Origin of the sequence: Oceanicaulis sp. (assembly GCF_051859625.1) — a bacterium.
Classification (GTDB): Bacteria; Pseudomonadota; Alphaproteobacteria; order Caulobacterales; family Maricaulaceae; genus Oceanicaulis.
Genome location: NZ_JBHYFH010000002.1, coordinates 469,650 through 492,561 on the forward strand (window position 1 = coordinate 469,650; position 22,912 = coordinate 492,561).

Annotated in this window: 17 protein-coding genes; 6 read left to right on the plus strand and 11 right to left on the minus strand. The window is 60.0% G+C overall.

Going from position 1 to position 22,912, the window contains the following annotated elements:
* Positions 1 to 10 precede the first annotated feature (10 nt).
* Complete coding sequence (locus ACTIGF_RS11860) at positions 11 to 2,365, plus strand: TonB-dependent receptor (protein ID WP_439637085.1); 2,355 nt, start codon at positions 11 to 13, stop codon at positions 2,363 to 2,365.
* Positions 2,366 to 2,385: 20 nt separating this feature from the next.
* Positions 2,386 to 3,843 (plus strand): DUF1254 domain-containing protein, encoded by a 1,458-nt coding sequence (locus ACTIGF_RS11865; protein WP_439637086.1) that lies wholly within the window; start codon positions 2,386 to 2,388, stop codon positions 3,841 to 3,843.
* A gap of 10 nt (positions 3,844 to 3,853) precedes the next feature.
* Here the strand turns inward: ACTIGF_RS11865 and ACTIGF_RS11870 are convergent, their stop codons facing one another.
* From ACTIGF_RS11870 to ACTIGF_RS11885, 4 genes are all read right to left on the minus strand, one after another.
* Complete coding sequence (locus ACTIGF_RS11870; RefSeq protein ID WP_439637087.1) at positions 3,854 to 4,543, minus strand: Crp/Fnr family transcriptional regulator; 690 nt, start codon at positions 4,541 to 4,543, stop codon at positions 3,854 to 3,856.
* 335 nt (positions 4,544 to 4,878) lie between these two features.
* Positions 4,879 to 6,285 carry an efflux transporter outer membrane subunit gene (locus ACTIGF_RS11875; RefSeq protein WP_439637088.1) on the minus strand — a complete coding sequence of 469 codons (1,407 nt, stop codon included), beginning with the start codon at positions 6,283 to 6,285 and terminating at the stop codon, positions 4,879 to 4,881.
* Positions 6,282 to 9,515 carry an efflux RND transporter permease subunit gene (locus ACTIGF_RS11880; RefSeq protein WP_439637089.1) on the minus strand — a complete coding sequence of 1,078 codons (3,234 nt, stop codon included), beginning with the start codon at positions 9,513 to 9,515 and terminating at the stop codon, positions 6,282 to 6,284. Before ACTIGF_RS11880 ends, ACTIGF_RS11875 begins: the two co-directional genes overlap by 4 nt.
* A gap of 51 nt (positions 9,516 to 9,566) precedes the next feature.
* The gene (locus ACTIGF_RS11885) at positions 9,567 to 10,751 is read right to left on the minus strand and encodes an efflux RND transporter periplasmic adaptor subunit (RefSeq protein ID WP_439637090.1); all 1,185 of its coding nucleotides are present in this window, start codon (positions 10,749 to 10,751) and stop codon (positions 9,567 to 9,569) included.
* A 128-nt stretch (positions 10,752 to 10,879) separates the two neighbouring features.
* On the opposite strand from ACTIGF_RS11885, the gene ACTIGF_RS11890 reads away from it, so the two are divergent.
* From ACTIGF_RS11890 to ACTIGF_RS11900, 3 genes are all read left to right on the plus strand, one after another.
* Entirely contained in the window at positions 10,880 to 11,446 is a 567-nt protein-coding gene (locus ACTIGF_RS11890) for a TetR family transcriptional regulator (protein WP_439637091.1), read from the plus strand.
* Positions 11,447 to 11,664: 218 nt separating this feature from the next.
* Positions 11,665 to 12,429 (plus strand): response regulator, encoded by a 765-nt coding sequence (locus ACTIGF_RS11895; protein WP_439637092.1) that lies wholly within the window; start codon positions 11,665 to 11,667, stop codon positions 12,427 to 12,429.
* Between the two features lie 70 nt (positions 12,430 to 12,499).
* Entirely contained in the window at positions 12,500 to 13,306 is an 807-nt protein-coding gene (locus ACTIGF_RS11900) for a response regulator (protein ID WP_439637093.1), read from the plus strand.
* Here ACTIGF_RS11900 and ACTIGF_RS11905 read toward each other — a convergent pair.
* Together ACTIGF_RS11905 and ACTIGF_RS11910 are read right to left on the minus strand one after the other, a co-directional pair.
* Positions 13,303 to 13,698: a response regulator gene (locus ACTIGF_RS11905; RefSeq protein ID WP_439637094.1), complete on the minus strand. Its 396-nt coding sequence runs from the start codon at positions 13,696 to 13,698 to the stop codon at positions 13,303 to 13,305. The genes ACTIGF_RS11900 and ACTIGF_RS11905 overlap by 4 nt on opposite strands.
* A gap of 12 nt (positions 13,699 to 13,710) precedes the next feature.
* Positions 13,711 to 15,951 (minus strand): ATP-binding protein, encoded by a 2,241-nt coding sequence (locus ACTIGF_RS11910; RefSeq protein ID WP_439637095.1) that lies wholly within the window; start codon positions 15,949 to 15,951, stop codon positions 13,711 to 13,713.
* A 211-nt stretch (positions 15,952 to 16,162) separates the two neighbouring features.
* Here ACTIGF_RS11910 and mazG point away from each other — a divergent pair, with 211 nt between their 5' ends.
* Positions 16,163 to 17,014, plus strand: a complete 852-nt coding sequence (gene mazG, locus ACTIGF_RS11915; protein ID WP_439637096.1) for a nucleoside triphosphate pyrophosphohydrolase — start codon at positions 16,163 to 16,165, stop codon at positions 17,012 to 17,014.
* 5 nt (positions 17,015 to 17,019) lie between these two features.
* On the opposite strand, the gene hflX is transcribed toward mazG, so the two are convergent.
* From hflX to ntrX, 5 genes are all read right to left on the minus strand, one after another.
* The gene (gene hflX, locus ACTIGF_RS11920; RefSeq protein WP_439637097.1) at positions 17,020 to 18,351 is read right to left on the minus strand and encodes a GTPase HflX; all 1,332 of its coding nucleotides are present in this window, start codon (positions 18,349 to 18,351) and stop codon (positions 17,020 to 17,022) included.
* On the minus strand, positions 18,348 to 18,605 hold the full coding sequence (gene hfq, locus ACTIGF_RS11925) for an RNA chaperone Hfq (protein WP_009800894.1): 258 nt from the start codon (positions 18,603 to 18,605) through the stop codon (positions 18,348 to 18,350). The genes hflX and hfq overlap by 4 nt, the downstream gene beginning before the upstream one ends.
* 104 nt (positions 18,606 to 18,709) lie before the next feature.
* Entirely contained in the window at positions 18,710 to 20,062 is a 1,353-nt protein-coding gene (locus ACTIGF_RS11930; protein WP_439637098.1) for a potassium transporter TrkG, read from the minus strand.
* Positions 20,063 to 20,108: 46 nt separating this feature from the next.
* On the minus strand, positions 20,109 to 21,482 hold the full coding sequence (gene trkA, locus ACTIGF_RS11935) for a Trk system potassium transporter TrkA (RefSeq protein ID WP_439637099.1): 1,374 nt from the start codon (positions 21,480 to 21,482) through the stop codon (positions 20,109 to 20,111).
* 20 nt (positions 21,483 to 21,502) lie between these two features.
* Complete coding sequence (ntrX, locus tag ACTIGF_RS11940) at positions 21,503 to 22,912, minus strand: nitrogen assimilation response regulator NtrX (protein WP_439637100.1); 1,410 nt, start codon at positions 22,910 to 22,912, stop codon at positions 21,503 to 21,505.

The window sequence follows — 22,912 nt, forward strand, 5'->3', positions numbered from 1 at the left end:
AGGAGATATCATGAAAACGATCTGGCTCGGGGGCACAGCCCTCGCCCTTTTATGCGGACTCGCCAGTCCGGCGCTGTCTCAAGAGAGGGGGCCTGACGCCGTTCTGGACGTCATCACCGTCACCGCGCAAAAGCGCGAGCAGAATATTCGGGAGGTCCCGCTTTCCATCATCGCCTTGAGCAGTGAGATGCTGGAAGACCGCAACATCACCACGGCGCTGGACCTGGGACGCACAGTTCCAAACTTCTACGCCACCCGAAGCGCTGCCGCGGCCAATGTCCGGATCGTCGTGCGCGGCATCGGCACAGCCGGCAATACTGCCGCCGATCAAAGCACTGCGTTCTTCCTGGACGGCGTTTACATTCCGCGTCCTTCGATCCTGTACGCGTCCTTCCTGGACATCGGCAGCGTTGAAGTCGTCCGCGGCCCACAAGGCACCCTGTTTGGTCGAAACGCCACAGCTGGCGGCGTGATCCTCAATTCCCAACGCCCCGGAAGTGAGTTTGGCGGCGAAGTCTCCGTTGAGTTTGGCGATTACGGACGCCAACAACTCGAAGGCGCCGTGGATGTGCCCGTAAATGACGCTGTGCGCTTGCGGTTCGCCGCGCAGGCGTCAGAGTTTGACGGCTATGGCGAGTTCATTCCCGATGGCCGCGCGTTTGGCGGGGACGAGACTGTCGCTGCGCGTGTAAGCGCCGACTTTGACCTCTCCCCTCAACTCTCCTGGTCCGTCCGTCTCGACCATACGCGCCTGTCCGGAGACGGCCGCAGCGCCGCGGAAGCCCTCGGCGACACCCTGACCGCTCGCGGCCGCGCGATCCTGACGGGATTCCTGGGCGGAGCCGCGAACCTGCCCGACCTGGAAGATCCCTATGATCACCGCGTGAACCACCTTCTGGGCGGTGATCTGTCAGATGCGCAATGGGGCCTCTCCAGCGACCTGAGCTATGACTTTGATACGGGGTATTCTCTCAGCCTGATCAGTGGCTGGCGCGACTATGAAAACCAGCAATACGATGAAGACATCTTCTATCTCTCCGTTCCGCTCTCGGGTCGTATCGCCGGCCTTGATAGCGAGAGCTGGTCACATGAATTGCGTCTGGTGTCTCCGGATGACTTGCTGGATGGCCGGTTCAGCTTTGTAGCCGGTCTTTACGCCTCTCATGAAGATGCAGCCTTTACCGAAACCCTGTCATTCACGCCTCGGACCTGCGCGACCCTGGCCCCCCCGCCCTTGCGTGGGCCATGCCTGAACAGTCCCCTGGATGTGGCGTCAGATCTGCGCATGACGCAAAGCTCGGACAGCCTGGCGGTCTACGCCCAGGGCGACTATTTGCTGACCCCGGAACTGACCTTGCAACTGGGCGCGCGGTATACCTCAGACCAGCGCGATGGGCGCTTTCTGCAGCTCGCCGCCAACCCGCTCTCCGCGGCGGCCTTCCGCGCCCCTGCCGATACGGACCTGGACTTCTCAGACGAGACCCCGACCGTGCGTCTGGCGCTGAATTACACGCCCAGCCCTGACCGGACATTCTTTGGCTCTTACAGCACCGGCTACAAATCAGGCGGCTTCAACTCCGGCGGCGGCGCAGCGCTGCTGTCCGCGGAAAACCGGACCTTTGACAGCGAAACGGCTGAAAACTTCGAACTCGGTTTCAAAGGCGCTTTCTGGGATAACCGGATGGAAATGGCCGTCACGCTGTACCGAACCGAACTGGATGATTTCCAATCGCGCAGTTTTGACGGCTCCAGCTTCCTGACCCAAAACGCCGGCTCCCTGGTCCATCAGGGATTTGAAGCTGACGGCGCCCTGCTCATCACGGACCATGTCGAGCTGACTGGCGGCGTCGCCTATCTCGACTCCGAATTTGACAGCTTCCCGGGCGCCCAGGCCTTGCCCGGTTGCACCAACGCCAGTCCAGACATTGACGGATGCGGCCCGGTGGGCGGCAATCGTGCGGTTCAGGACCTGACCGGCGGCCGCAACCATTTCGCACCGGAATGGACCGGCAATCTCTTCATCAATGTGGACGGTGAACTCGCCCAATGGGGTTGGCGTGCAACAGCCGGCTTCAATTATGTCGGCGAGCAATTCGTCGGCGGGGTGATCGATAACAATCCGCAGGTTCTGCAGGACGGCTACGCCCTGCTCTCCGCGCGTCTGACCCTGAGCGATCCCAGTGACCGCTTCAGCCTTGCGATCTTCGGCGAGAACCTGACCGATGAAGGGTATTGCGGGGTCAGCTTCTACCAGCCGCTCAGCCCTCAGCTGGGCCTGACCGATCCTTCGACCGGCGGAACATTCATCCGCTGCAACACAGGCGCGCCCCGTACGGTCGGCGTCCGCCTGTCGTCTGTCTTTTAACGCCAGAGGCTCGAACTGTTATGATGAAACATGCCCTGCTCACCGCCGCCTCGATTATCGGCCTGAGCCTTACCCCGACCGCCAGCCTCGCTCAAACGGCTCCACAAACCGTGGTGACCAGTGAAGTGGATGCAGAAGGCCGTGAAGCGCTGGCCTACAGCCTCGCGATACAAGCATATCTGTACAGCTACCCGCTCTTCATCTGGGAGCGTGAACGCCTGCGCCGCGAAAACCTGACCGAAGCCCAAACGCGCGGTCCGATCGCACCGATCAACCGGCTGGGCCATATGAACTGGTTGGCCAACGCCAACAGCGACATGCCCTACAGCCCCAATAACGACACGGTTTACACCGGGGTCTCACTCGACTTGCGGGCTGAGCCGATCATTCTGGACATGCCCGCCATCAAGGACCGTTACGCCGTCGTGCAATCGGTCAACGCCTATATGGAAAACCAGACCTATCACTATTCGCCGCGCATTAATGGCGGCGACGCGGTGCAGCTGGCTTTCGTAGGGCCGAACTGGGAAGGGGATCTGCCTGAAGGCGTTGAGAGAGTTGAGATCGATACGCCCTCCGGCGCCCTCGCCATTCGCCTGGCGGTCCGCCGGAACGAAGCGGATCTGGCCACCGTTCGCGGTTACCAGGCGCAGATGTCCCTGACGCCTTTGTCGGCCTGGGACAACGGCCCGACCGATATCGAGCCCGCCATCCCGGCGCCGCTTGAGCGTGAAAGCTTTGAGGGTCCGTTCGCTCATTTCCAGCAAATGGCGGTTCTGCTGGCGGAAAACCCGCCGCCGCCGCAACATGCGGCGATGAACGCCACGCTCTGGCGTTTGGGGCTGGAACCGGGTCAAGCCTTCGATCCCGAGACGTTGGATCCCGATACGCGAGCCGGCATCCTGAGGGCCATAGAAGACGGCCCTGCTGTCATGGAGTATCTGCGGCGAAATCGCGGCCAGCGTTATCCGACCGGCTGGGACACAGCACGCTACGCTGATGACATCGTGTTTGATTATGCGGCTCGCGCAGCAATCTCACTCGTCGGGCTTCTGGGCAATGATCCTGAGGAAGCGATCTATTTTTACACCTACTTTGATTCAGAGAACGCGCCGCTCGATGGGAGCGAACGGTATCGCATGCATTTCGAGCCCGAGGATCTGCCGGGGATCAATGAACTCGGGTTCTGGTCGGTGACCATGTACGACGGCGAGTCATTCCTGTTGGTCGATAATCCGATTGATCGCTACTCGATCGGCAGTCGGCATAATCTGCAGTACAATGATGATGGTTCTCTGGATTTGTACATCCAGCCAGAAGCGCCAGGCGGAGAGTTCGACTCCAACTGGCTGCCGTCACCTGAAGGGCGACCATACCGCGTGACATTTCGGATTTACTCACCGAAACCGGAAACGACGCAATCCCTGTATGACGGCGAACTCGCCTTGCCGCCTCTGGAGCCTGTTGATCGTCCATAAAGACTGAGGGTCAGGACGACAGGTGCTCAGCCCTGGCCGCGTCAATCCACGCGGACAGGGCTTGAGCGTCCACCACTTTAATCGCGCCATACTTCAGAACAATAAGACCTTCGCCCTCAAGTTGTTTGAGGGCCTTGCCGATAGACACCCGAGACGCGCCGACGGCGACGGCCAGATCAGACTGGCTCCAATGGATGACCCCTGGGTTCTCGGAGGTTTCGAGCATGGTTTGCAGGAACACAGCCGTATAGGCGGCCAATGGCAGCCGCCGAAGATCATCGACCATGTTCAAGGCCGCTTTCAAACGGCTCAGGGTTGCGGGCAAGGCCGCGCGGGCGATTTCAGGATAGACGTCCAGAAGAGCAATAAAATCAGAATGCTGGACATGCCCGATGACCGTCTCTCCGACCGCCACGGCGTTTTGCTCGCGTTTGCGACCCACCATCACGCTCATCAACCCGATGAAATGCCCCTCCCCGAACACCGCCATGATCGTCTCAAGCCCTTCAGGGCTGATGCGTCCCATTTTCACGGCGCCCGAGCGGACAATCATCAAGCGTTGGTCATCGTCGCCAGCTGAATAGATGGTCCGGCCATCTTCATACGTGTGACGTCGCTCAACCGCCTCCAACGCAGTTCTGGCCTCATCACTGAGCAAATCAATAAATTTGAGACTTCCGTGCTCCAGCAGTCCGGCCATGGTCTTAATCCTCAACGCTTTGTTCTGATTTTGACCCTGTTTCCCAACTCCGCAAAGTCGCTATTTCCCAAGCACGCGACGGCAGAGTTCGCTGTGTGTTTGAGTTGTTTTTCGGCTTCGGCGACGGCACTCCTAAGCACGGCGAAACGCACGCGCACCTGAAAGTGGGGCGATGACACAGATTGCCCGTAGTGTTTGAAGAGTTCGGATTGGACCCGAACGAGCGATGAAAGGACTGCGTGGCAGCAGTCGCACAAGTAAGATCTGAAGAGTGAAGGCCGCGCCCGGATAAAGCGTCGGGCACGACCTTCAGCCTGATGTTGAGGCGTTAGCGACTAAATCTCACCTGCCCCGGACCAGCGGCCGCCCAGAGCCATGAAGACATCCACTTCAGAACTCGCCGCCGCCGCATCGGAATTGGCGAGCGCGGTTTCCGCATTGGCGAGCGTGCGTTCGGCGTCCAGAACCGCAATATAGCTTTCAGACCCCGCCTGGTAGCGGATGCGGGCAAGCCGCGCGGCCTCCGCCGCTGCATCCCGAGCCACTTGCAGCGACTGTCGGCGCTGGCGTTCAGCGGCGTAAACCGTCAAGGCCGTCTCGGTTTCCTGCAGCGCCTCGAGAATGGCCTGGTCAAACCCGGCCAGAGCAATCTGCGCCCGCGCTTCCGCCTGACGCATGCGCGCCCGTGCTGCGGTCTGGTTGGGGAAGCTCCAGGACAGGATCGGACCCAGCGACACCGTCAGGCTGTCTTCGTCGCCCAGGTCTGCGATATCAAGGGCGGAACTGGTGATCGACCCGCCCAGCGAAACCGACGGATATAGCTGCGCCACAGACACGCCGACCCGCGCCGCAGCCGCCTGAAGGCGAGCCTCGGCTTCCCGCACGTCAGGGCGACGGGCCAGAAGGCCGGACATATCCCCCACAGAAATCGGTCCATTCACGCGCGGAGCCGCCTTGCACGCAGGAATATCAGAGCGCATTTCAGACGGCGTTCGCCCGGTCAGGGTCGCCAGACGGAACACGGCGGAATCGCGTGACGCCCGCAAGGACGGCAATTCGGCGCGACTGGTTTCAAGCCGGCTCTGGGCCTGAACCACATCCAGACGCAGACCGCGTCCCGCATCATACAGGCGCTCGGTCAGGTCCAGCGACTGCTCGGCCAGCGCCACATTGCTCTCGCCCACGGTGACAAGTCGCGTACCGGCGCAGTAATCCGCCCAGGCGCGCGCCGTTTCACCGGCCACCAGAATGGCGGCGGCGTCGCGCGCCGCTTCTGCAGCGACGACGTCCTGGCGCGCCGCCCGGATCGCGTTGCGAACCCGACCGAACAGATCAATCTGCCAGCTGGTTGAAAATCCGGCGCTGTACTGCTCGCCATCATACCCGCCCTGACTGGCGGGCTGGCGGGCGTATCCGCCCTGCGCCGACACTTCTGTGGACGGCAAGCGGGCGGAGCGGGCTTCGCCAAGGCTTGCCCGGACCTGATCGAGTGAGGCCACGGATTGAGCGAGCGTATTGTTGTTCTCAAGCGCATCAGTGATCAGCCCGTCGAGTTCGGGGCTGTCATAAAGCCGCCACCACAACGCATCCGGTTCGCCTTGCGTGAATTGCTGATCCGCCGCCGACACCAGAGCGCCGTCCAGGCGTCCGTCCAGCGTGCTGTCGGAAAGCTCAGGGATCGTGGCGCAACCGGTTAAAGCGGCCGCGCTCACCATCATCAGGATCAAGGACTTAAAGGTCATGAACGACCTCCTTCTTGCTCGGCGGTCGTCGCGCCGGGCGTCTCGTCAGAAAGCCAGTCATCGGGGTTCGTGCTCCCGCTTGGTCCCTGGGGAAGAAGCGCAGACAGCCAGCGTCCCACCACGTAGAAAACCGGCGTGAACAGAAGGCCGAACACGGTGACACCGATCATGCCCGAGAACACTGCGATCCCCAGGGCTTCACGCATTTCAGCGCCAGCCCCGTGCGCGAACGCCAGAGGGGTCACGCCGAAAATGAACGCGAAACTGGTCATCAGGATCGGGCGCAGGCGCACCCTCGCCCCCGCCACAGCCGCCTCTTGCGGGCCATGCTGATCGCGTTCCTCGGCCTGTTTGGCGAACTCCACCAGAAGAATGGCGTTCTTGGCCGCCAGCGCGATCAGCACCACAAGGCCGACCTGGGTCAGGATATTGTTGTCCAACCCCGCCAGATTGACGCCAATCATGGCCGCCAGGACGCACATGGGCACGATGAAGATCACCGCCCATGGCAAAGTGAACGCTTCATACTGCGCGGCCAGGACAAGGAACACAAACACCACAGCCAGACCAAAGATCATCAGGCCGGAATTCCCCGCAGCCTTTTGCTGGTACGCCAGTTCGGTCCATTCATAGCTGACGCCATCTGGCAGGACCTGGGCGGCCAGTTGCTCCATGGAAGCGAGCGCCTGACCGGAGGAAACGCCCGGCGCCGCCTCGCCTTGCAGCTCGATGCTCGGGAACAGATTGTGACGCACCACCCGGATCGGGCCGGAGTTTTCCTGGATCTGGGCGATTGTGGAAATCGGCACCATGCCGCCCGAGGCTGACCGGACTCGCAATTGCGCCAGATCAGAAACGTCATCACGGAATTCCGCGTCAGCCTGCGCCAGAACCCGGAAGGTCCGCCCCACGAAGTTGAAATCATTCACATAGGTCGAACCCATGTAAGCGCCCAGGGTCTCGTAGACATCGGCCGGCTGCACGCCGAGCTGGAAGGCCAGCTCCCGATCCACACTCACATCAATGCGCGGGGCGTTGGTGTTGAAGGTGGAGTAAACTTGCGTAACGTTCGGGTTCTCCTGGGCTGCCCCCATCATGGCGAACGCAGCGTTCTGAAGCTCGGCATAGCTTTGGCCATCCCGCGCCTGAATCATCATCTTGAAACCGCCGCCATTGCCCAGGCCCTGGACAGCCGGAGGCGCGATGATGAAGGCGCCGCCTTCGGGAATCGCCATGTTGATGGCGCCCGTCAGTTGCTGGCTGAGCTGGACGGCCGACATGCCCGGATGGTGTTCGCGCTCGGCGAAATCATCGAGCCGGATGAAGATGGTGCCCGCGTTGGACGCCGTAGAGAAGCTGGCGCCGTCAAGGCCCACAAACGCGGCGGTCGTGCTGACCCCGTCCGTGCTCAGAAGCACGTCCTGAGCCGCCTGCATCACCGTATCGGTGCGGTCCAGAGACGCGCCCGGCGGCAGCTGGACGACGCCGATCAGAAAGCCCTGATCCTGGTCGGGAATAAACCCGGTCGGGGTTTCCATCAGGCGCCAGCCCGTCATGGCCAGAAGGCCCGCATAAGCAATCAGCATGATCGTGACGAGGCGCACCAGACGCCCGGTCAGACGGCCATAGCGGTCTGAAAGCCAGTCAAAGCCGGAATTGAACTTGTTTGCGGCGAAGCGCAGCGGCGCCAGCCAACCCGGTCCATGATCATCATCATTGTGAGGCTTGAGGATCAGGGCGGACAATGCGGGAGACAGAGTGAGCGAAATGATCAGCGAGATAATCGCAGACGTCGCCACCGCCACCGCGAACTGGCGATAGAAAATGCCCGGAATGCCCGGCACCAGCGCGGTCGGCACGAACACCGAGACCAGCACCAGAGTCATGGCGATCAGCGCGCCGCTGACCTCCTTCATGGACTGGTGGGCCGCCTTTTGGGGCGACATGCCTTCACGCATCAGGCGTTCGACGTTCTCCACCACGATGATGGCGTCATCGACCACGATGCCCACGGCGAGCACCAGGGCGAACAGAGACAGGGAGTTGATCGAGAATCCGAGCGCCAGCTGGACCGCAAACACGCCGATGATGGACACCGGGATCGCCACGATCGGAATGATCGCAGCACGCCAGTTCTGCAAGAAGATCACGATGACCAGCACGACCAGGAACACCGCTTCGATCAGGGTGCGTTGCACCGCCGACACCGACGCCTGGACGAACTCGGTCGGATTGTAGGGAATGTAGTACGCCATGCCGTCGGGGAAGTCGGCGGAGGCCTCTTCCAGAACCTCGAGCGCCGCATTGGCGGCGTCGAGCGCGTTCGCGCCTGGCTGCTGGATAATCGCCATGGCCACACCAGGATCGCCAGCGAAATAGGCATTGATGGAATAGTCTTCCTCGGCCAGCTCGATCCGCGCCACATCCCGCAGATGGGTCAGTTGGCCGTTTTCGCCGCGCTTGACGATGACATCGCCGAACTCTTCGGTGCTCATCAGACGGCCCTGAACGGAGATCGCTTGCTGGAATTCGGCCGGATTGTTCTGGTCAAACGGAGGCTGACCCAGCGAGCCGCCCGCCGCCTGGATGTTCTGCGCTTGAAGCGCCGCCACCACATCGCCTGCAGTCATGTCATGAGCGCCGGCGCGTTCGGGATCGATCCAGACGCGCATGGCGTAGTTGCCGCCGCCAAAGATCTGCACGTTGGAGACGCCTTCAAGGCGCAAGAGGCGGTCCCGAAGCGTCGTGTTGGCGTAGTTGCCCAGGAAGGTCTTGTCGAGGGCGTCACCGGGTGAGATCAAGGCGGCGATCAACAGGAAGCCCTGTGATTGCTGGTTCACCTGCACGCCGCGCAAACGGACTTGCTCAGGCAAGCGCGGTTCGGCGCGGTTGACCCGGTTCTGGACCAGCACCTGGGCGGTATCCAGATCAGTGCCGGGCTGGAACGTGACCGTTATGCCGACCTGTCCGGAAGCGGTCGCCGAGGAGGTCATGTAGAGCATGTCCTCGACGCCATTGATCTCTTGCTCAAGCGGAGCGGCGACTTGTTCGGCGAGATCCTCGGCGGTTGCGCCGGGATAGCTCGCCTGGACCTCGATGGTCGGCGGCGCAATTTCAGGATATTGCGACAAGGGCAGCGACGGATACGCGAACAGGCCGATCAGGGTGATGAACACCGCGATCACAGCTGAGAAGATCGGCCGCTCAATGAAGAAATGTGAAAGGCGCATGTGCGGTCTTTCCAGACTTAAAGGGGAATGGGGCGTGACAGGGGGCGCGCTCTATTGAGCGATGCGCGCACTCCCCGCCGGCCGGGTTTGAAGGGTTGCGCCAGCCTGCTCATCATTGGGCTGATGGACGATTTCACCGCCTGGACGCACCTGGACCTGGGTTCCCGGTCGCAGGTTCTGAAGTCCGCTGACCAGCACCGGCGCATCCGCCGGCAGACCATGGACCACCTGCAGATTGTCGATGACCGGTCCCAGCGTCACCATTTGCACGGTGGCGGTATCGCCCTCACCCAGCACAAAGACATATCGCCGTGTGGCGTCAGAGAAGATGACGGTCTTCGGCACGAGCTGCGCCTGATACGGCGCAGAACCGCGCACCCGGATCGTGCCCAGCATGCCCGGACGGATCAGGCCGTCCTCGTTGGCGAACTCGGCGCGCATCAAAATCGAGCCGGTGCCGGCCTCGACAGCGTTATTGATGAAGTTCAGCTCGCCGTCATGCGTGAACTCGACCTCGTCCTGCAAGCGCACCTGAACCGGCGCGCCCAGCCCTGCGCCCTCTTCGCGCTGATAGCGCAGGAAAATAGCTTCAGAGGCGTAGAACGGGAATTGCAGGGGGTCAGTCTGCACCACGGTGATCATGGGATCTCCCGCAGCAGAAACCAGATCGCCTGGGTCCACAGTCCGTTGGGACAGACGTCCCGTTATGGGCGCGCGAATCTCGGTGTACTCGAGCTCCAGCGCTGCGGACTGGGCGTCTGCTTGTGCGGCTGCATACGCGGCCTGCGCGGTGGCGGACGCGGTGCGGGCCTGCTCAAGCTCTTCTTCTGAAATGGCGTCCGCTTCGCGCAAGCGCTGGGCGCGGTTCAAATCGGCTTGCGCCTGATCACGGGTGGCGCGCGCCTGCTGCGCACGGCCGCGAGCGGCGTTCGCCGCGGCCTGATAGGGACGCTGATCAAGGGTGAACAGCAGATCCCCCTCTTCCACCAAGGCGCCGTCCACCACATGGACCTCCTCCAGATAGCCGCTGACGCGGGCCCGGATGGTGACCTGTTGAGGCGATTCAAAGCGGCCGGTGAATTCATCCCAGTCCGCGATTTCAAGGCTCAGCGGAGCGGCTGTCTGAACCACAGGCGCGGGTTGGGCATGACTCTCTTCAGCGGGCGCTTGACCGCACGCGGATACAAGAAACAACGCCGCTAAAGCGGCGCCGGTCAGGACAAAACGAAATGACATGGGGAGGACCTTCCGTTAGTGCGTCTATACGTCTTTTTGCTTTTGTCATCAGTTGATGACATATTGTGCAGCGCACACAGAATGTCAACAGCTGATGACATGAGAATCAGTCTCAGGAAGGATGTCTATTGAACTGCGGCCCAATCTCTAAGAATCGCAACGCCACCGAAGCCAAAATCCTGGAAGCGGCGCGCCGTCTTTTCGCCCACGACAGTTACGATAACGTCGGAATCCGGGACATCGCCTCCGAGGCAGGCGTCGATTCAGCCTTGATCGGGCGCTATTTCGGCTGCAAGGAAGGCCTGTTCCTTGAAGCGCTTGAAAACGGACGAACGCGCCCGGATTTTCTTGAAGACGGTCGTTCAGGCATGGCGCCGCGCGCCGCCGAGATGCTCACGGACGGACCTCAGGACGACGACAAACTGATTGATCTGCTGATCATGCTGAACTCGGCCGGGTCGAGCAACGCCGCGTCATCGGTTCGCGATTCCATCGAAAGCCGCTTTCACAAGCCTGTCGCCTGCCTTCTGGAAGGCGATCATTGCGATCTCAGAGCACGCTTGTTCGGCAGCGTTCTGATGGGGCTCGCCATCAGTCGCACCATCATGGGCCCCTACGGCCTGTCGGACGAAGAGTCAGACATGCTCAAGGCCCGGCTCACCGCCATTCTTGAGGATGCGCTCGCACCCTTCTAGATATGGCAACCGCATCGTTTGTTCGCCCATTGGGTCTCTCTTGAGATTGCCCGACCGCGTTCTGTGATGCTGAAGATCAAGCAAAGCATTCTGATCAGCCTGTGCCGGCGGCCACATTCGACCGCGTGCAAAACCCTGCGTTAATCAGGATCATTATCTTGATGTTCGCAGATCCCCATCAAGCTCACATCAAGATTTCTTGGGGTCTGGAGATGCACATGTCGTCCGCCACTCAACTCTCAGAATTGCGCCGCACCTTTCTCAGTCGCGCGCACGAAGACATTCTGGCGCTCCACGAACGACTAGAAAGCGCTGACGATGCTGAAACGTCGCGCGAACTTCTCAATGAGATCGCCCAGGTGTCTCATCGCCTTCTGGGATCTTATGGCTCGTTTGGCTTTCCAGCCATGGCGCGCAATTTCGAGCTGATCGAAGACGTCGCGCTCAGCCAGATGTCTGACTACAGCAGCACGCTCCCCAGTCTGACGCGAACCCGCCTGCCCGGCATGATCGCCGACATGGTGCAACAAGCCAGCTTGCTTGAGAGCCTTGGCTATGAGCCGCATCCCGTTGAGACCAGCCATACCCCGCTCGTGGATCGCGAAGACCATAAAAGCATCCTGTTTGTTGATGATGACGTAGCCCTGCATGGCCTCGCAGAAATGTTCCTCAAAGAGGAAGGCTACGCCGCCATCGCCTGCGAAACATGCGCCAGAGACGCCGCAGACTACCTGTCACAGAACCCCGTTGACGCCATTATCTGTGATTGGCAGCTCGAAGGCGATACCGGGCTGGATCTCTTGAGAAAACTGAGATCTGGCGGATTGCGCCCGTCAAAAGAGACCCCGTTCATTTTCATGACGGTCCCCTCTTCCAAGCAAGCCATTGAACGCGCCGGGCTCTACCGACCTGACGGCTACCTGCTCAAGCCTTTTGATGCACAACGGCTTCATGGCGTGCTGGCGCGCGCCTTGATGAGCTGAGCAAACACCTTGTGTAACGTTTCAAATACAACACTCGCATACGCTATCCACATTCAAGTTGGAGATACGTATGCCGAACGCCAATCCAAGACGCGTTGTTGAGCAGTTCTGCACAAGATTTCCAGATCAGCTGGTCAGCCTGACTCGTATTATCGGGGATGACAAAGCGTCCCAATTCCAACTCAAGCGCAACTTGAAAAAGCTACACGAAGAAAGTCACCGGCTGAAAGGTGCAAGCTATTGCATGGGCTTTCCACGGATCGGCGCTGAATTCTTCAAGCTCGAGCAAGACACGCAACGCCTTCTGGACTCCAAAGAAGACGTCACCCCCAAATTGATGGAGCGTATTTACCTGGACCTGTCCAGGATCGCCAAACTGCGCCGCAGTGTTGACCCTGAACACTCCAAACTTGTGCAGAGTTTTGAAAATCCGGCCCGTCAGACCTTGGGGGACGCTGATGCAGCGGCCCTGAAGCAGTTATTGAAAGCCCAGCATATCTTATTCGTCGAAGACGATATATCGGTCCGCAATCTGGTTCGTGAGTTGCTGTCCGATATGGGCGTTGGCGAAATCCGGATGGCGAACTCGGGTCAGGAAGCTCTGGAAGTCATGCGCAGCTTCACGCCGACAATCGTGATATCGGACTGGCATATGAAACCGGTGGACGGCTTGTCTTTGCTGCGGCAGGTCCGCTCAGGCGCAACGCCCTTGAAGGTGCAGACGCCGGTGATTTTTCTGACCTCTGAGAATAACGCTGAAAAGATCCATACCGTTATTCGTAATGGCGTCGACCATGTGCTGGTCAAACCGTTTAATCGCTCAGTGGTCACCCGCGCGATTTCCCGTGTCGTGCAACAAAACCAACGATCGCATTAGAGCTTCGCCGCCTCAAGCTGAGACCATATCTCCCTCACCTGTTCGGGTAAGGTCATGGGATCAAAGGGCTTGACGATGACAGATTGTGCTCCGGCTCTGATATAGGTGTCGAGCTCATGCGATTGCGCCTTGGCCGTCATGAACACGACCGGCGTTTTCGAGAATTGCTCGCTTTGACGCAATGCGCTGAGCACCTCAAGTCCGTTCATGCCAGGCATCATCATATCCAGCATGATCATCTGGGGATGAGTGTCCGGCAGCCCCGCCAGCGCACTGGGGCCATCCTCGAACAATTGAACCTGATACCCGCCAATATCGCTCAATGAGAGCTCAAGTATCGTGCGGATATCGAGATCGTCTTCGACGCAACAAATCCGTTCAAGCTCGACCATGATCTGTATGCCTTAGCCAATGCCCTGATAGAGCTTTGCGAAATCCTCATCCATCGCGTCTGAGACGGGTGCGCGCGCCGGAGATGCAATCGGCAATGTGATGTGGAAGACGGTCCCCACTCCGACGGTCGTGTCGTAACTGACCTCGCCATCAAACGCCTCAATGAGGGTTTTGGTGATGTTCAGCCCCAACCCATTTCCGCCCACACGCCGAGTGGTGGAGCTATCGGCTTGGGAGAACCGCTCAAACAGGCGAGCCTGAAAATCTTCCGGAATGCCCGGACCATTATCGGAGACCGAGACACGAATTCTCTCATCCGAAAGTTTTCGTGTCGAAACTGTGACCACCTCGCCATTCGGCGAGTATTTCGCCGCGTTCGACAAAAGGTTCACAAGCGCCTGGTTGAAGCGCGAAACGTCAAGGCGCACCGGCGGGTCATCCGCCTGCAAATCCAGTTTGAACGTCACGCCATGCTCTTCACCAAGCATGCGATGGCTTTCAACCACATCCTGAACCAGGTCATCGCAAGGGATGATCTGCATGCGGTATTCAAGTTTCCCCGCGGCGATCTTCTCCAGATCCAGGATATCGTTGACCAGAAGAGTCAGGCGATCGCAGCTGCGCTGCGCCATGCTTAACAGCATCGAGGCTTTGTCATCATCATTGAGCTTTGTTTCGAGCTGCTTCTTCAGCAAGCTCAGGGAGCCGAGCATGGATGTCAGAGGCGTTCTGAGCTCATGGTTCACAGTTGAAACAAACTCATCCTTCATCACCTCCATCTGCTTTCGCGCGCTAATATCGCGCATCAGCAGACTGAACAGCAATGTGTCAGGCCTCTGCACTTCGCTGAGCGTCAGCTCCACATGCAGGGGGGTGGAGTTTTTCTGTTTGGCGACAGCCTCAAACGTCTCCCCCACAAGGTGATGGTCTATGAAGCAGGGAATCTGTTTGAAAGCGCCGTCACGTTCCAGACGCGCACCATCCGGAAGCAGCACCGAAATATCCTGCCCGACCAGCTCGTTTTCGGCATATCCGAACATGAAGCTTGCGGCGGGGTTCATCGCCTGAATGGCGCCATCCGGGGTGATCAGGATCAGGCCGTCTATGATGTTTTCAAATGTGTTGGCGGTCAGCTCGTTCTCTTCCAACGTCCGGATCATGTCGCAAAAAGCACGCCCGAGTTCACCGATTTCATCATTATCGCTGACATCCAGATCAATCGGGGTGCGGTTCTGGCCGTAACTGCGAACCGCTTCAGTCAGCTCCCCCAAGGGACGCGTCAGACTGGTGACAAACAACAAAGACCCGATCGCGGTCAGCACGACCAGGCTGACAGCAAGCAAAATGGATTGTTTGCGAATGGCGTACGCCCCGCTCATCAGTTCATGCGTGGGTTCGCCGACCAGGACACGGAAATCGATCCCTTCACCATTTTGCCCTGTATGGAATCTGTATGAAGCGTATGTGATCTCATCCGCATCAAAGAGGTTATCGCCGTCCCGACTGAGTATCTCAGGCGGATCAAACCTCTCTTGGAAAGAAAACTCTGAATGGGTGATTCCATCTGTTGGGCTGTAATGGATGTAATTGTTATATGTATCTGAGATGTAGACGTCATAGGTGGGCGATGCGGCCGACAGCGCATTCTCAAGAACGACGCGTATGTCGGCATTGATCACCAGCATTCCATACAGTTGATCATCTGATGTGAAGACTGGCAGCACCGTGCGGACAGTCGGCACCTGATCAGGCGCTGGAACCCCCTGCTCTCTATTAACAGTTATGGGAGAGGTATAGGTCGAGGACGGCCCCGTTGAGAGGCCGGCTTGGAAATAGAACTCGTCGCTTTTGCGCTGAAGTTCCGGCCGGGGCACAACGCGGATCTCACCATTCATTCGATCCACACGGACAATTTCACGCCCCTGGTCCGCCAGTCCGATCAGCCGCAACTGGGTGTACTCGCTCTGAACCTGAAGGTGTGACGTGAAAATCGCTTCGAGCCGTTCACGCCAAGTCTCAAACAAACTGCCGTCATATGGATCGACGCCGCCATTCGCCTCCGCCCGGATCATACCATCAATCGGGGGCGTATTTCTGAGGATGAAAGCGTGGTCATTCGCAACTTGAAATGCGCTTTCCAGGTGCGCAGAAATCGCCCTAGCCTCAGCATACAATTCCGCCTCAGCCGCAGTGCGGCTCATGGTTCGCGCCTGGATAAAATTGGCGAAACCGACAACCATGGCCACCGACACGGTGACTGTGACCACCAAGACCAATATCCTGGTTCGCAATGAGACGGACATAAGCACAAAAAGACCTGTATCGAATACAACCAGTGAACGTGCTCAGAGTCGTTTGCGCCACTAAAGAAACATTAAACCATCAAAACAGTCCGCTCAGGCGGACGTTTTCCCTCCCCAAACTTCTCGGAACACCGGGATAAAACAGACTCTTGCAGGCTCCATGACCCATACACCGACGACGAAGACCGGCTTTCCTCATCGAAACCGGGACGCCATCAGTTCAACCCAGACGAGCGCGCTCGACCGACTGCTTGCGATCATGGACCGGCTCCGGGATCCCGATGGCGGATGTCCATGGGATGTGGAGCAAAGCTTCGCCTCCATTGCGCCATATACGATTGAAGAAGCGTATGAAGTCGCGGACGCGATTGAACGCCATGATATGACGGACCTGAGAGACGAGCTCGGAGATCTCTTGTTTCAAGTTGTGTTCCACAGCCAGATGGCCCAGGAGGCCGGCCTGTTCCAGTTTGAGGACGTGGCGGACGCCATCAGTGAAAAGATGCTGCGTCGCCACCCGCATGTGTTCGCAGGCGCGAATCCGCGTGACGCTCAGGACCAGATCAACGCCTGGGAAGTGGTGAAAGCGGAAGAGCGCGCCACAAGCGGCAAGACGGACACCTCTGTCCTGGCCAATCTACCCACCGCCCTGCCCGCCCTGCTGCGCGCTGAAAAACTGTCAAAACGCGCCGCTCGCGTGGGGTTTGACTGGCCCGATCTGAGCTCGGTGTTCGACAAGATCCATGAAGAGATCGAAGAGGTCAAAGAAGCGATCGAAGAGCAGGACCCTGAGCATATTCAAGAAGAAGTCGGGGATCTACTCTTTGCGGTCGCCAATCTCGCGCGCAAGGTCAAGGTCGATCCGGAAACAGCGTTGCGCGGCGCCAACACCAAGTTCGACAGGCGTTTTCGCGCCATTGAATCTCGTCTCACCGCGCAAGGCTCCTCGGTCCAGGAGGCGGACCTTGAAACCATGGAAGCCCTTTGGCTTGAGGTGAAAACAACCGAATAAGCGCCTTACTCGGCAGGCGCTTCCAGGCCGTTGAGCGCGCCATACCGTTGTCGCAGCCGGCCCGCATCAGCCACGCTCAACCGGGCGTGAACGCTGACGCGGCCGGTCTTCGCATCGGTGTGTTCTGACAGGATCGCGCCATGGCGATGCACGAACGCCAGCGCTTCGGCGTCGGCTGCGCCAAACTCCAGCCGCAGCGCGACATCATCCACCGAAAGCGCCAGCTCGACCTGATCGAGCAAGGCGTCAATGCCCAAACCCGTCACCGCTGAGGTGACGATGCAGACGGGCGCATCCTGTGATTTGGGCAATTTGGCGCGCCAGACCAGCTCTTCGTAATCTTCTGCAGGGAGTTGGTCGGCTTTGTTCCACGCCTCGATCACATGCTGATCAGCCTCGGCGCCGGCGCCAAGGGCGGCCAGAACCTGCTCCACATCCGCCTTGCGCCCCTCATGGTCAGGATCAGCCATGTCGCGCACATGAATTAGCACATCCGCCTCGATCACCTCTTCCAGAGTCGCCCGGAAGGCGGCGATCAGCTCGGTCGGCAGGTCGGTGATGAAACCCACCGTGTCGCTCATAAGCACACGCCGCCCGGAGGGCAGTTTCACACCGCGCACCGTGGGATCCAGCGTGGCGAAAGGCATGTCCTTGGCGAGAACCTGTGCATTCGACAGCAGATTGAACAGAGTGGATTTGCCTGCATTCGTGTAACCCACGAGCGCCACCGTCGGCCAAGGGGCGGCCAGACGCTTTTTGCGATGCAGTTTGCGGGTCCGTTTGACCTCATCAAGCTCCCGACGGAGCTTGGCCATCTTGTCCGCCAGCAAGCGGCGGTCGGTCTCGATCTGTGTTTCACCCGGACCGGCCAGGAAGCCGCGGCCTCCGCGCTGACGCTCAAGGTGGGTCCAGGTCCGCACCAGGCGCGAGCGCTCATACGCCAGACGCGCCAGTTCGACCTGCAAGCGGCCTTCCCGGGTCTGCGCCCGCAGACCGAAAATTTCAAGGATCAGACCTGTCCGGTCGATAACCTTCGCGTTGAGCTTTTTTTCCAGGTTACGTTGCTGAATTGGACTCAAGGCGGCGTCAACAATGACGACCGTAACCTCAAGCTCCTCAACACGCTCGGCGATCTGCTCGATCTTGCCCGAGCCAAAGAACCCGCCGGCTTCAACGCGGCGCAAAGGCTCGATACGCGCTTCAGCGGTGACCAGATCCAGAGCTTGCGCCAGCCCGATGGCCTCTTCCAGGCGCGCCTGAGCGCGATTGGCGTCTGTCCCCGGATGTTGCGGAGACAGGATGAGAGCGGTTTGCGGCGCGGGCTTTCGGTCGATCAATCCTCGGCGTCTCCTTCGGCCTCGTCCTTGTCAAACAATTGGACAGGCTGACTTGGCATGATGGTCGAAATGGCGTGCTTGTAGACAAGCTGAATCTGACCTTCGCGGCGCAACAGCACGCAAAAATTGTCAAACCAGGTCACAACACCCTGAAGCTTCACGCCATTGACCAGAAAGATGGTGAGCGGAGTCTTGCCCTTGCGAACGGTGTTGAGAAAAACGTCCTGCAGGTTTTGTTTCTTATCGTTAGACATTGGCCTTATCGCACAAAATTTCCCGGCGCAGTCCGTGCGCCCCCTAAAGCTAGGTAAACATACCTTCGCCCGGCTGCAACCGGCTTGCCCCGCAAGCGCCTCAGTCAGTCTCGGGCGAAGATCACGTAAATCGCCGCCGCAGCCGCCAGAACTTCAAGACGCCCCAGCACCATTATGGCGGCCGAAACGGCAAGCGTGACAGGGGAAAGCGTAGCATAATCAACGCCTGCCAGGGGGCCTGCATTGACCAGGGACGCCGCAGACACCGCCCAGCTGTCATGAAAACTGGCGCCGGTCACCCCCAGAGCGACCGCGCCGAGCCCTAAAGCCGTCGGATAGGCAAGCGCATAGACCCAGACCCCGGTCAACGCCGAATCGCTCACCGGCCTGCCGATAAAGCGCGTGCGAACAGCCGCAGAGGGATGGCTGAGGCTGGACAGCTCGCCGCCGGCGCGTCTCAGCAGCAGCAAAATGCGCGGCATCTTTATCCCGCCCGATGTCGAGATGGTGGAACCGCCCGCCATGGCGAGCAGCACAAGCAAGGTCAGGGGCAGAACCGGCGTTGACGCGGTCTGGTAGCCTGTCGTGGTGATCGCGAACAGCATGTCGAGACCGGACGCCCAGGCTTGGCTGATATCGCCTGTAAAGCCCGCATAAAGCGCCGCGCCAAATCCCAGCACCAGCATGGCGCGCAATTCGCCCGTCCCGCGGCTGATCCGGCGGCGCGAGGCCAGGTCGTACTGCACGGCCATGTTCCACGCGCCCATCAGGCACAAAAGCGCGAGAACGCCTTGAGCGACAGGCGACAGCCAGACATCAAGCGCTCCTGACTGCGGAGCCAACCCTGCGGTGGCGATGCCGGACAACGCCAGGCACAGGCTGTCAAACGGCGCCGTGCCGAGCAACATCAGCAGCACAAATCCCGCCAGGGTCACGCCGACATAGATCGCGCCAAACCGGCGCAGCGCGCGGCCGAAATTCGTGAACAGATCAGAATGCTCAACCGTCAGCAGATAGGTCCGTCGCAAGCCGACCCCACGGCGGTCGAGCGCCGCAAACACGGTCGCCGCCAGAACCAGGCTTCCCAACCCGCCCAGCCAGGCCAGAACGCACCGCCACAAGGTGATGGAGACGCCCGCCTCTTCCGGGCTTTGTATGATCGCGCCCGTGGTGGTCAAAGCCGAATAGGCTTCGAAGATTCCTGACGACATGGAGCCTGTGGCGGCGATCAGCGGCGGCGACGCCAGCAGAGGGACCAGAACCCAACCAAAAAACGCCAGCCGCAAGGCGGCGCTTGCGCCGGCGGGGCGATTGACCCGCCCGGTCCCCGCGAGAACGATGCCGCCGATAAACGCGCCAGTCGCCACGGTGACGGTAAACCCCCGCGCGATGTCGCCGCGCCCTTCAAGTCCCGCGAACAAGATAAAGGGCAGAGCGGCCAGGCTGATGAAGATCATGCACCAGGCCAGAGCGCGAAAAAATCGGGGCGACCATTTCATCAGCCTAGAAGTATTCCAGGCTGACGCGGAACAATTGCTCCACCTTCGGCACGGAAGCTTTCAGCGCGAAAAAGATCACGCGGTCATTTTCCTGGATGACCACGGAATCCCTTCGGAAATACACCCGGTCCCCGCGCACCATGGCGCATACGGCCACGCCTTCGGGCGGCTCCAGCGTGCTGAGATTTTGACCCACCAGAGGCGAGGTGGACAGCGTGACCCCTTCCAACGCTTCGGCCATGCCGTCGCCCATGGTCTGAAGCCCCGTGATCCGTCCACGCCGGATATGCTGCAAGATGGTCGAGACGGTGACCGCACGCGGGTCGATCATCACATCCACATCCAGAGCTTCCTGCACGGGATGGAACGCTTGATTGTTGACCAGGCATAGCGAACGCGCCGCGCCCTCTTTCTTGGCCATGACGCCGCTGAGCAGATTCACCTTGTCGTCATTGGTCAGACACAGCGCCAGCTCGGCGTCTTCAACACCCGCTTCACGCAGAACGTCACGATCCAGCCCGTCGCCATGCAGAACCACGGTGCGTCGCAGAGCGTCCGCCGCCTGTTCGGCCTGGGCCTTGTCATTTTCGATCAGACGAACCCGCACGCCGCCCACGCGCTCAAGCGCCTTGGCCACATACAGGCCGATATTGCCCGCCCCGACAATCACCACCCGGCGAGCACGCGGCGCGGCGCGACCGAACACATCCAGCGCGCGCTTCACATGGCCGGCGGCCAGGCTGACATAGATATTGTCGCCCGGCATCAAAGGATCGTCATCCTGAGGAATGAAGAGGGTCTGATCGCGCTGTACGCCCACAATATCAAAGCCGAGATCAGGGAACAGCTCCGCCATCTGCGCACGCGTGCTGGCGGCGACAGGCGATTGCTCGTCCACCCGCAAGCCCAGCACCTGAACGCGGCTATTGGCGAAAGGCGCGGTCGCGAAAGCGCCCGGCGTTTCGAGCCGCTGCAAGATCGAGCGGCTGACTTCAAGTTCAGGGGAAATCGTCACGTCGATCGGCAAGGCGCCCATCGAAAACAGATCGCCCCAGCGTTTGTCGAGATAGCTCTGCGCCCTCACCCGCGCGATGCGCGTCGGGGTGTTGAACAATGAGTGCGCCACCTGACAGGCGACCATGTTGGTCTCGTCAGAATACGTCACCGCCACAAGCAAATCCGCATCCCGGATACCGGCGCGGTCCAGAACGTCCGGGTGAGAGCCATGCCCCACCACGCCGCGCACATCGAGATCGGTGGTGACCTTGTCGATCAACTCACGCGACCAATCCACGACGGTGACTGCGTTGCCTTCGGAGGCGAGCTCTCTGGCGATGCCGTAACCCACACGGCCGGCCCCACACACAACAGCTTTCATGAGATGATTTCAGCCAGCGGCTAGCCGGCGTCCTCTGTATCGACGTCATCACCTTTGCGGTTCAAACTCGCAACGCCCAGGGTTTTCAGCTTGCGATGGAGCGCTGAGCGTTCCATGCCGATGAAATTGGCCGTGCGCGAGATGTTACCGCCAAACCGGTTGATCTGCGCCTTGAGATATTCACGCTCGAAATTCTCACGCGCATCGCGCAAGGGCAAGGCGATCATGCGCTCGGCGTCCAGACCGGTCTCCGCGCTGGTCGCGCGTCCCGCCACTTCAGATGGCAGGGAATCCAGCGTCACAGGCTCATCAGGCGACCCGGTGGCGAGGATGAGCAGGCGTTCGACGTTATTGCGCAACTGACGCACATTGCCCGGCCAGTCATGGGCCTGCAGCGCCGCCATGGCGTCCTCGCCGATCTTGCGCATGGGCAGGCCCGACATCGCCGTCAGGCGCTCAAGGAAATGGTTGACGAGAAGCGGAATATCTTCGCGCCGTTGCGACAAAGACGGCACATCCAGCGGCACGACCGCGAGGCGGTGATAGAGATCTTCACGGAACAGGCCCTGCTCGATCATGCCTTGCAGATCCCGCGCTGTGGACGACAGGACCCGGACATTGACCTGGACATCCTGTGCGCCGCCGATTCGACGGAAGCGCTGCTCGACCAACATCCGCAAAAGCTTGGCCTGGGTCGCGATCGGCATGTCGCCGACCTCATCAAGGAAAAGCGTCCCGCCATGGGCCTGTTCCAGAAAGCCGACGCGCTCCACGCCGCTCTCAGTTTCCGCGCCGAACAATTCAGCCTCGACACGCTCCGGCGCCATCATCGCCGCCGAAACCGGAATGAAGGGGCCATCCGCCCGGGTGGATTGAGTATGGATGAGGCGGGCGATCAGCTCCTTGCCGGAGCCCGACGGGCCGGAGATCAGCACGCGCGAATTGGTCGGCGCCACCCGGTCCACAGTTTGTCGAAGCTGAACCGCCGCTGCTGAATCCCCGATCAGATCATTGTGGATTTCTGATTTGGCGCGCAGCTCGGCGTTCTCACGCCGCAAGCGGCTGGCCTCAAGCGCCCTCTCAACAGTCAGCAGCAACTTATCGGATTTAAAAGGCTTTTCGATAAAATCATAAGCCCCTTTCCGAATCGCTGCGACCGCCGTTTCAATCGTGCCATGTCCAGAAATCACCACCACTGGAAGATCGGGCGCGACGCGCTTGATCTCAGCGAGCAGCTCGATCCCGTCCAGGCGACTGCCTTGCAGCCAGACATCAAGCACCGCCAGAGCCGGCTGGCGTCGCCGCACAGCTTCCAGCGCTGTATCGGAATCCCCGGCATAACGCGGTTCATAGCCTTCATCTTCCAGAAGCCCGCCAATGAGCTCTCGAATATCGGCTTCATCATCAACAATCAGAATATCGAGCGACAT